Origin of the sequence: Streptomyces sp. NPDC058469 (assembly GCF_042721125.1) — a bacterium.
Lineage (GTDB): Bacteria > Actinomycetota > Actinomycetes > Streptomycetales > Streptomycetaceae > Streptomyces.
This window is the reverse complement of the sequence record NZ_JBHXME010000019.1, coordinates 76,758-86,477: the sequence shown is the minus strand read 5'-3', so window position 1 is coordinate 86,477 and position 9,720 is coordinate 76,758. Positions and strand designations below refer to the sequence as shown.

Annotated in this window: 7 protein-coding genes; 1 reads left to right on the top strand and 6 read right to left on the bottom strand. The window is 72.5% G+C overall.

The window, feature by feature from the left end; all coding sequences use genetic code 11:
• Positions 1-81 precede the first annotated feature (81 nt).
• The 3 genes from ACFWP5_RS12660 to ACFWP5_RS12650 form a co-directional block, all read right to left on the bottom strand.
• Complete coding sequence (locus ACFWP5_RS12660) at positions 82-1,092, bottom strand: DUF2510 domain-containing protein (RefSeq protein ID WP_384154304.1); 1,011 nt, start codon at positions 1,090-1,092, stop codon at positions 82-84.
• A 93-nt stretch (positions 1,093-1,185) separates the two neighbouring features.
• Positions 1,186-2,340, bottom strand: a complete 1,155-nt coding sequence (locus ACFWP5_RS12655; protein ID WP_384154302.1) for an anhydro-N-acetylmuramic acid kinase — start codon at positions 2,338-2,340, stop codon at positions 1,186-1,188.
• Positions 2,261-3,649, bottom strand: a complete 1,389-nt coding sequence (locus tag ACFWP5_RS12650; protein ID WP_384154300.1) for an MFS transporter — start codon at positions 3,647-3,649, stop codon at positions 2,261-2,263. The genes ACFWP5_RS12655 and ACFWP5_RS12650 overlap by 80 nt, the downstream gene beginning before the upstream one ends.
• Before the next feature lie 156 nt (positions 3,650-3,805).
• Between ACFWP5_RS12650 and ACFWP5_RS12645 the strand changes: the two genes are divergently transcribed.
• Positions 3,806-6,490: an ATP-binding protein gene (locus ACFWP5_RS12645; RefSeq protein ID WP_384154298.1), complete on the top strand. Its 2,685-nt coding sequence runs from the start codon at positions 3,806-3,808 to the stop codon at positions 6,488-6,490.
• 177 nt (positions 6,491-6,667) lie between these two features.
• On the opposite strand, the gene pcaD is transcribed toward ACFWP5_RS12645, so the two are convergent.
• The 3 genes from pcaD to pcaG are packed head-to-tail and all read right to left on the bottom strand — an operon-like array spanning position 6,668 to position 9,719.
• The gene (gene pcaD, locus ACFWP5_RS12640) at positions 6,668-7,786 is read right to left on the bottom strand and encodes a 3-oxoadipate enol-lactonase (RefSeq protein WP_384154296.1); all 1,119 of its coding nucleotides are present in this window, start codon (positions 7,784-7,786) and stop codon (positions 6,668-6,670) included.
• Complete coding sequence (pcaB, locus tag ACFWP5_RS12635; RefSeq protein ID WP_384154294.1) at positions 7,783-9,117, bottom strand: 3-carboxy-cis,cis-muconate cycloisomerase; 1,335 nt, start codon at positions 9,115-9,117, stop codon at positions 7,783-7,785. Before pcaB ends, pcaD begins: the two co-directional genes overlap by 4 nt.
• The gene (pcaG, locus tag ACFWP5_RS12630; RefSeq protein ID WP_384154292.1) at positions 9,114-9,719 is read right to left on the bottom strand and encodes a protocatechuate 3,4-dioxygenase subunit alpha; all 606 of its coding nucleotides are present in this window, start codon (positions 9,717-9,719) and stop codon (positions 9,114-9,116) included. Before pcaG ends, pcaB begins: the two co-directional genes overlap by 4 nt.
• Position 9,720: the final 1 nt, after the last annotated feature.

Genomic DNA, 9,720 nt, shown 5'->3' with positions numbered 1-9,720 from the left:
CCGGTAGAGGCCGTCGGCGCCGTGCCGGTCGTCGAGCGGCCGACTGGTGTACGGAGAGCTGACCGGCTCTACGGCGAGGGGTCAGATCTTCTGTCCGTCGCCGCCGCCCGAGGACACCTTGATGCCCGAGGTGATCTCGTCGATGACGGACTGCTTCTGGCCGACATCGACACCGAAGCGGACCACGACGATCTGACTCGCGCCGGCCGGTGACGGGAACGCGAGCGACTCGACATAGCCGTCGGCGCCCTTGCTGGTGACCGCCTTCCAGCGGACCAGATAGCCCTTCTGCCCGGCCACGGTCACGGCCTTGGAGGCGAGGACCTCGTGGGAGGTGATGCTGCCGTAGCTCGTGCCGCCGTAGGACTCCTTGGCGTTGGCGGCGATGTCCGCCTTCGCGACCGCCTCGGCCGTGCTGCCCTTGGTGCCCAGCACCACCGCGGGCGCGGAGTACGCCCCGCCGTTGGTGCAGGTCTGGGCGGTGTTGCCGGGACACTTGTAGGACGTGTTCGACGTGACCGATGCGCCGACCTGGATAACCTGGCCGTACCAGTCGGACGGCACGGTGAAGCTGATGCCGTCGAGTGAGTCGATCACGGTTCCGCCGGCTTTGACCTTCGGCTCCGCGGACTGGCTGGGAGCGGGCGTCGCACCGCCCGTACCGCCGGAACCACCCGTCCCGCCGGACCCGCCGAACGGATCGCTCTGGCCGCCGGTGCCACCGGAACCGCCCTGTCCCTCGGGGCCGCCCTGTCCGTTCGGCGCCTGCTGGTTGCCGGCCTGGTTGCCGCTCCCACTGCCGTTGTCGGACAGCGCGTACGCACCGACACCGATGGCCGTGAGGACCGCCACGGCCACCGCCACGGCTATGCCCGTGCGCAGATTGCGGCGCGGCGCGGCCGGGGGCACGGCGGGATACGCCGGATACGCCCCGCCGTACGGCGGCTCCGTCGGGGGACCCCATTCGGCGTCCGACCCGGCGGGGCGGGTGCGGTCCGTCCATGCCTTGCCGTCCCACCAGCGCTCGGCGGCGGGACTGTCATTCGTCTGCCCGGGATCGGGGTACCACCCGGGGGGAGTCACCTGCGTCATGCCCCTACCGTATGAGGCGTCGGTGAAAGCGGGATGAGAGGATCCGGCCCGAATCGGTGCGCCCTTGTGCGCGACGGGCCTCTGCGCCGCCCCTCAGCCCAGAACCAGCCGTACGGGACTGTGCTCGGCGGCCGGTGGCAACCCCGGCCCCCGCCGCCCCGGCGTCACCGATCCGAGCACGCTCGGATGCCGCGCGCCGGTGCTCGTCGGGACCGTGCCCGGCAGTCCGTGGGCCGTCAGGAAGCCGAGGACGGCGAAGGCGTATGCCTCCTTCGCGGCGGACGGCAGGCCCAGTTCGTCGGAGGTGCGCAGCGGAACGCCCGGCAGTTCGGCGGCGAGCAGGGTCGTCAGGACCGGGTTGCGGGTGCCGCCGCCCGAGACGACGACCTCCGTCGCGGCCACCGACCGGACCGCGTCCGCGACCGTGCGGGCCGTGAGCAGCGTGAGCGTCGCGATGACGTCCTCGGCGGGCAGCGTGCCCAGACCGGCGAGCGCGTCCCGGAGATAGCCGAGGTGGAACAGCTCCTTGCCGGTCGTCTTCGGCGCGGGGAGTGTGTAGTACGGCTCGCTCAACAGCCGTGCCAGCAATGGCTCGTGGACGGTTCCGCGGGCCGCGAGGGCGCCCTCCGCGTCGTACGCGAGCCGCCCGCCGCTGAACCCGTGCGCCGCCGCGTCGATCAGCGCGCACGCCGGTCCGGTGTCGAAGGCCGTGCCGTCGGGGGCGGTGAGGTTGGCGATCCCGCCGAGGTTGAGTGCGACCGGGGTGCCCGGACGGCCGCGCAGCCACAGCAGGTCGACCAGGCTGACGAGCGGCGCGCCCTGGCCTCCGGCGGCGATGTCGCGTGGCCGGAAGTCGGCGACCACGGGCAGCCCGGTCGCCTCCGCGATCCAGGCGGGCTGCCCCAGTTGCAGTGTGCCGCGCACCGCGCCGCCCTCCACCCAGTGGTAGACGGTCTGCCCGTGCGAGGCCACCAACTCGGCCCGCCCGTCGCACAGTTCGTCGTTCGCCCGCACGGCCGCAGCGGCGAAGGCCTGCCCGATCAGGGTGTCCAGCCGGCAGACTTCGGCCAGCGTGGTGGCGGCCGGCGGCAGCGCCGCCGCGAGCGCCTCGCGCACTTCCTCGTCGTACGGCGCGCTCACCATCCCGAGCGGCTCCAGTACGACACTGTCACCGACGAGGCTCAGCCCGGCCGCCGCCGCGTCGATCGCGTCGTACGACGTCCCGGACATCAGCCCGATCACCCGCATCCGCATCCTCCCAACTCACCTGTCCCGCAGGGTTCTTGGCAATCGCGAGCGCGAGCACGCTCACCGTGCAGGCCGCCGCCGTGTAGTACGCGGGGATGTCCACGTTCCCGGTCCGCTCGACGCTCTCCGTGATGATGAGCCCCGCACAGCCCGAGAAGACGGCATTGGACAGGGCGTAGGCGAGTCCCAGGCCGGTGTACCGCACGCTCGTCGGGAACATCTCCGAGAGCATCGCCGGGCCCGGCCCCGCCATCAACCCCACCACCGCACCCGCCCCGAACACCCACGCACCCTTCACCGCGGTCGAAGTCCCGTCGTCCTGAAGGAGGTTGAGCAACGGCACGGACAGGACCACCACCAGCGCGGCCCCCGTCAGCATCACCGGCCGCCGCCCCACCCGGTCGCTCAGCAGCCCCGCCGGAAGGATCGTGACCGCGAACCCCACGTTGGCCAGCACCGTGGCGAGCAGCGCCTGCCGGAAGCTCGCGTCCAACGTGCTCTGCAGATACGACGGGAGGACGACCAGGAAGGTGTACCCGGCCGCCGCCCACCCCATCACCCGCCCGGCGCCCAGCGCGATCGCCGCACGGACCTCACGCGCGGGCGGCACCTCCCGTACCGACTCGCCCGCCGACTCGCTCCGGAATGACGGTGTCTCCTCCAGCCGCAGCCGGAGCCGCAGCGCGCCGAGCCCCATCGGCAGCGTCAGCAGGAACGCCAACCGCCAGCCCCAGTCGCCCAGTTGACCGGCGTCGAGCACGGTCGCCAGCAGCGCCGCGACCCCCGCCCCGCCCAACAGCCCCAGCGCCACGGTGAACGACTGCCACGCCCCGTACAGCCCACGCCGTCCCGGTGGCGCGAACTCCGTCAGCAGCGACACCGCGCCGCCGAACTCCCCACCCGCGGACAGCCCCTGAAGGACCCTCAGAAACGTGAGCAGCCACGGCGCGAGGGCACCGACCGCGGCATACGTCGGCAGCACACCGATCAGCGTCGTCGCGCCGGTCATCAGCGCGATCACCAGGATCAGCACCGGCCGCCGCCCCACCCGGTCGCCGAGCCGGCCGAACAGGGCGGCACCGACCGGCCGGAAGAAGAACGCCAGCGCGAACGAGGCGTACGTCCGCACCAGCCCCTCGGCCGCCCCGGCGCCCTCCGGGGTGAAGAACCGCGCCGCGATCACCGTCGCGAAGTAGCCGTAGACACCGAACTCGTACCACTCGATGAAATTGCCCACCGACCCCGCGATCAGGGCCCGTACGGCAGGCCTGTCCGGGACGGGTCGGGACTGATCGGAAAACACCTTCATTCAGCGCCTCTTGACCGTTCGTCACCTACATGAGTCCTGCCGAAAGACCGCCGTCACCCGATGCGGCAACAGCTGCCCGGACCGGCCTCCACTTCGGCATCCGGACGGCTACGCTCAAGGGCTGTACGTCGTTCGGGCTACTGGGGAGGTATCGGGATGACGGAGGAACGGCCTCCGGAGGCCACCTCGGCCTCCCTGTGGGAGCGCGACGAGGAAGTCGCCGGTGTGGCGGAGGCGATCGACCGCCTGCGCGCCGACGAGTCGTCCTCGGGCAGCCTGCTGATGGTCCGGGCCGAGGCCGGGTTCGGCAAGACCGCGCTCCTGGCCGAGACCCGCCGCATCGCCGAGGCACGCGGCTGCGCGGTCTGGCACGCCCGCGGCGGCGAGACCCTCAGGTCCGTCCCCTTCAACGTCGTACGGCAGTTGCTGCAACCCGCCCTGATCTCCCTGATGCCCGAGGAGATCCGCGAGTACCTCGGCGACTGGTACGACATCGCGGGCCCCGCCCTCGGAGTCACCGAACCCGGCGAGCGGCAGCCCGACCCACAGGGCGTGTGCGACGGACTGGTCGCCGCCGTGCGCCGTCTCGCCAAGCGCGACTGGCCGCTGGTCCTGATCGTCGACGACGCCCACTGGGCCGACCAGGAGACCCTGCGCTGGCTCGCCGCGTTCGCCGAACGCCTCGACGACCTGTCCGTCCTGCTAGTGGTCGCCCGCAGGCCCGGCGAGGTCAGCGGCGAGAGCGCCCGCTACCTGGACGCGATCGCCGCCGCGGCCGGCCCGCCGGTCACCGTCCTGGACCCCCTCACCCCGAAGGCCACCGCGGGCCTCACCCGCGCCACCCTCGGCCCGCACGCCGACGGCGCGTTCTGCCGCGAGGTGTGGGCGGTCACCGACGGCAACCCGTACGAGACCGTCGAACTCCTCGCCAAGGTGAAGGACAGCGGCCTCGCACCCGTCGAGGACTCGGCCGCCGAACTGCGCGAGCTCAACCGCTCCGCGCGCGGCGGCGGACTGCTCGCCCGCCTGGACGACCTGGGCTTCGAGGCCACCCGGTTCGCCTGGGCCGCCGCGATCCTCGGCACCGGCATCTCCGTGAGCCTGGTCGCCAAGCTCGCCACCATGAGCCGCGACGAGGCGGTCCGCTGCGCCGAGTTACTGCGCACCGACCGCATCCTCACCGCGCCCGACCCGGCCGCGTCCCAAGCCGGCGCCGGCGAGCTGGAGTTCGTCCACCCGCTGATCGCGAGCGACGTCTACGACTCCATCCCGGGCGGCGTGCGCACGGCCATGCACGGCATCGCCGCCCAGGTTGTCACCGACTCCGGGCTCGGCGCGGCCGCCGCCTCACGGCACCTCCTCAAGGTGCACCCGGACGACGACCAGGAACTCGTCGAGCAGCTGCGCGAGGCGGCCCGCGAACACCTCTCCATCGGCGCCCCCGACGCCGCCCGCCGCTGTCTGGAGCGCGCCCTCCTGGAGCCGCCGCTCGCCGAGACCCACGCGCACGTGCTCTTCGAACTGGGCTGTGCCACTCTGCTCACCGCGCCCGCCACCACCATCGGCCACCTCCAGACCGCCCTCGGCATGCCCGGTCTCGACGGCCACGCACGCGTGGACGCCGTTTTCCGGCTGTCCCAGGCCCTGCTCCACAACAACCAACTGGAGGAGGCCGTCCGCACCGTCGAGGCGGAGGCCACCCGGTACGAACCGGGCGCCGCCCGGATGCGGCTCCAGGCCGTGCAGTTCATGTGGGAGGGCATCCACGCGGGCGAGGACATTTCCCCGGGACGCTCCGAGCGGCTCGCCGCACTCGCCGGTACCTGCACCGGCCGCGACAACTCCGAGCGGGCCCTGCTGATCCTGCGCGGCTTCGACGCCATGACCCACGGCGAGAACGCCGAGGAGGTCGTCGAGGTCTGCGACCGCGCCCTCGTCAACGGACGGCTCGCCCCCGGACTCGGCTGGACCGATACCGAGTGGGGCATCGAGATCCTCATGATGCTGGCCAGTTCGTACGCCTACACGGACCGCCTGGACCGCGCGGAGAGCCTGTACAACGAAGCCCTGCGCGCCTACGTGTCCGCCGGCTGGAGCGGCGGCCACCTCTCCCTGGCGCATGCCTACATCGGCCTCGGCCACCGCAGGCGCGGCCGCCTCCGCGACGCCGAGATCTCGCTGCGCGAGTCCCTGCGCCTCGCCGAGCGCGTCGGCCGCGGGCTGCCCCTGTACTGGTCGGCCACCTGCAATCTGGTCGACACGCTGCTCGCCCGCGGCCATGTCGACGAGGCCTGGGCGATCGCCGACCAGTACGGCTTCGCACCGCCGTACCCCTCCACCATCGTGCTGCCCGACCCGCGCTGCGTGCGCGGCCGACTCCTGCTCGCCGTCGGCCGCACGAAGGACGGCATCAACGAACTGGAACAGGCCGCGAAGGCGGCGACCGTACGCGGCCACCACAACCCGGTCCTCGTCCCCTGGGCCGTCGACCTCGCTCGGGCCCTCGCCGTGGAGGACCCGACCCGCGCCGCCCAACTCTCCTCCGACGCCCGCCGCCAGGCCGAACACTTCGGCACGGACACGGCGATCGGCGAGGCACTCCGCTGCGCCGCCGCACTGGAAACGGGACAGCGGGCGGTGCGGCTCGCGGCGCAGGCTGTGGCGTATCTGGAGTCCTCGCCCTGTCAGTACGAGCATGCGGCGGCGCGGGTCGAGTACGGCATCGCCGCGCGGTCGGTGGCGGAGATCAACAGGGGCCTGACGCTTGCGCGTTCGTGCGGGGCGGATGGACTGGTGGCGCAGGCGCGGGAGGTGTTGGAGACAGGGAGGGGGTTGCGTTGAGTTGTTGTTTGTCCGCGGGCCGGTGGGGGCTGGTCGCGCCCACGCGACGGAGCCGCATATAGACACAGCCCCGCGCCCCTTGAAAACGCAGGCCAGCCCATGTTTTTAGGGGCGCGGGGAACTGCGCGACCAGCCACGACGTAGCCGCAGACGACACACAACGGCACCCCCACCCCCTTAGTCGCCCTCTTCCCCCAACACCCGCTGAGCCACAGCAAACGCCGAGTTCGCCGCAGGCACCCCGCAGTACACCGCGCTCTGCAGCAGCACGGCGCCGATCTCCTCCGGCGTGAGTCCGTTGCGGCGCGCGGCGCGGACGTGCATGGCCAGTTCGTCGTAGTGGCCGTGTGCGATCAGCGCGGTGAGTGTGATCATGCTGCGCTCGCGCCGCGTCAACGTGGGGTCGGTCCAGATCTCGCCCCACGCGTACCGTGAGATGAAGTCCTGGAAGCGGGCGGTCAACGGCGTCTGCCGGGCCTGAGCCCGGTCCACGTGGGTGTCGCCGAGCACCTCGCGCCGTACCGCCATCCCGCGTTTGGCACCCCCGTCCAGGTGGGCGCGCAGCGCGGTGAGGACGGCCTCCGGGCACTGCGCGGGGGCCAGGTGAGAGGCGCCCGGGATCTCCACCAGGGCCGAGCCCGCCACCGCGTCGGCGATCTCCCGCAGATGTGCGGGCGGGGTCGCCGGATCCTCGCGGCCGGCGATCACCAGCGTCCGCGCGCCGATCTCGGGGAGCCGCTCGCGCAGGTCGTACGCGGCCAGCGCGTCACAGCACGCGGCGTACGCGGCCGGGTCGGCGTCGCGCTGGTCGGCCACCAGCTCCGGGACGGTGAACCCGGGCGTGAACCAACGGGAGTCGGCGCTCTCCACGAGCCAGTCCAGCCCCTCGCTCCGTACTCGCGCGGCCCGTTCCTCCCACGGCTTCGACCCGTTGAAGTGGGCCGAGGAGCAGATGACGGCGAGCGAGGTGACCCGCTCGGGGTGATGTACGGCGAGGTGCAGACCGACCGCGCCCCCCAACGACACACCCGCGTAGGCGAATCGCTCGATCCCGAGGGAGTCGGCGAGCGCGAGCACCAGGTCGGCGAGATCTCCGACGGTCGCCCCGGGTCCGATCAGTCCGGGCGCCGAACCGCCGTGCCCGGGCAGGTCCCAGCGGATCACCCGGTGGGTGACGGACAGTTCGGGCGCGACCTTGTCCCACAGGGCGTACGACGTGCCCAGTGAGGGCCCGAGCAGCAGCGGGGGAGCGGAATCGGGGCCCTCGGCACGGAAGTTGAGGAGGTTCTCGGTCAACGTCGCTCCAAGGCACGGTCGGTGAGGGCTCCGGCGGAACCCGTGTAACGGGCGGGGTCGGTCAGCTCGTCGAGGTCGACGTCCTTCAACTCGGTCTCCCCGGCGAGCAGTTCGGCCAGCGGACGGCCCTCGGCGTACGTCCGCCGGGCGACCTTCGTGAGCAACTCCTTCGCCCTGGCCCTCCCGAGCAGCGGCGCCAGTTCGGCGGACAGCCGCTCGGAGACGATCAACCCATGGGTGAGATCCAGGTGTTCACGCATCACGTCCGGGTGCACTCGCAGCCCCTCGGTCAGCTCGACGGCATCGCGCGCCGCACCGCCGACCAGCCGCAGCAGCTCCCGCAACGGTTCCCACTCGGCGTGCCAGGCCCCGGCCGGCCGCTCGTCCTCGGCGACCAGTGAGCCGTAGAGGACGGCCGCGAGCTGCGGTGCCCGTCGTGCGGCGGCGGCGATCAGTGTGGACCGTACGGGATTCGCCTTGTGCGGCATGGCCGACGAACCGCCGCCGCTGCCCTCGGAGACCTCACCGATCTCCGTACGGCACAGGACGAGCACGTCGGCGGCGACCTTGCCCAGCGCGCCCGCCGTGAAGGCCAGGCACCCGGCGAGATCGGCGATCGGCGTCCGGAGCGTGTGCCAGGGCAACAGCGGTGCCGTCAGGCCGAGTTCACCGGCGTACGCGTCCGGCAGCGCCGGCGCGTCCTCGGCGCCGTACGCCGTGAAGGCGGCCAACGTGCCTGCCGCGCCCCCGAGTTGGACGGGCAGCCCGTCCCGAACGGCACGCACCCTGTCCCGCGCGTCGAGCACCAGTGACCGCCACCCGGCGGCCTTCAGCCCGAACGTCGTCGGTACGGCGTGCTGGGTGAGCGTCCGGCCCGGCATCGTGGAGTCGCGGTGGGCGGCGGCCAGTTGGGAGAGTGCCTGTTCCGTGCGGGCCAGGTCGGTCAGGATTAGGTCCAGGGTGCGGGACGCGACCAGCATCGTCGCCGTGTCCATGATGTCCTGGCTGGTCGCGCCCCGGTGGACGTACGGGCCGTACTCCCCGCCGACCGCCTCCGTCAGATCCGCGACCAGTGGGATCACCGGGTTCCCGCCGCCGCGGGCCCGTTCCGCGAGGGACCGTACGTCGAAACAGCCCACGTCCGCCGCGGCCGTCACCGCCGTCGCCGCCTCGGCGGGTGCGAGACCCAGTGCGGCCTGGGCGCGGGTGAGCGCGGCCTCCGCGTCGAGCAGCGCCCGTAGATACGCGGTGTCGCTCGTCGCGGACGCGGCGGGGGAGCCGGCCCACCCGGGGGCGAGCAGGCCGGTGTCCGACGGGTCGTCAGCTGTCACTGGAACTCCAGGAAGACCGTTTCGCCTTCGCCCTGAAGGCGGATGTCGAAACGGTATGTGCCCCTGCCGTCGTCCCGCGCGATCAGCGTGTCGCGCCGCGCCGGGTCCAGCCCGGACAGCAGCGGGTCCGCGGCGAGCGCGGCCTCGTCGCCCGGCAGGTAGATCCGGGTGAAGAGGTGCACCAGCAGTCCGCGCGCGAAGACGCACGCGCTCAGGTACGGGGCGTTCTGTCCGCGTGCGCCCGGCCGCAGCGTCCGCGCGTACCAGTGGCCGTTGGCGTCGGTCTGGATGCGGCCCCAGCCGGTGAACTCCACGCCGTTGCGGCCGAGATAGCCGCCACTGGCCGGGTCGCGCCGGATCGAGCCGTCGGTCGTGGACAGGTTGCCCTCGGGGTCGGGCCCCCACAACTCCACGAAGGCGTCCGGCAGCGGGTTGGCCTCGCCGTCGTAGATGTAGCCCTGGACGGTGATCGTGTCCGGGTGTCCGACGGGCGCGATGTCACCGCCGCCGGGGAACGGCAGTGCGTAGCCGTAGAAGGGGCCGACCGTGTGCGAAGGGGTCGGCAGCACGGACTCCGGACGGCTCGTGTCGATGGTCGTCATG

Coding starts and splice junctions, on each gene's coding strand:
- ACFWP5_RS12660 (WP_384154304.1), bottom strand. CDS start 1,092: ATGACGCAGGTGACTCCCCCCGGGTGGTACCCCGATCCCGGGCAGACG.
- ACFWP5_RS12655 (WP_384154302.1), bottom strand. CDS start 2,340: ATGCGGGTGATCGGGCTGATGTCCGGGACGTCGTACGACGCGATCGAC.
- ACFWP5_RS12650 (WP_384154300.1), bottom strand. CDS start 3,649: ATGAAGGTGTTTTCCGATCAGTCCCGACCCGTCCCGGACAGGCCTGCC.
- ACFWP5_RS12645 (WP_384154298.1), top strand. CDS start 3,806: ATGACGGAGGAACGGCCTCCGGAGGCCACCTCGGCCTCCCTGTGGGAG.
- pcaG (WP_384154292.1), bottom strand. CDS start 9,719: ATGACGACCATCGACACGAGCCGTCCGGAGTCCGTGCTGCCGACCCCT.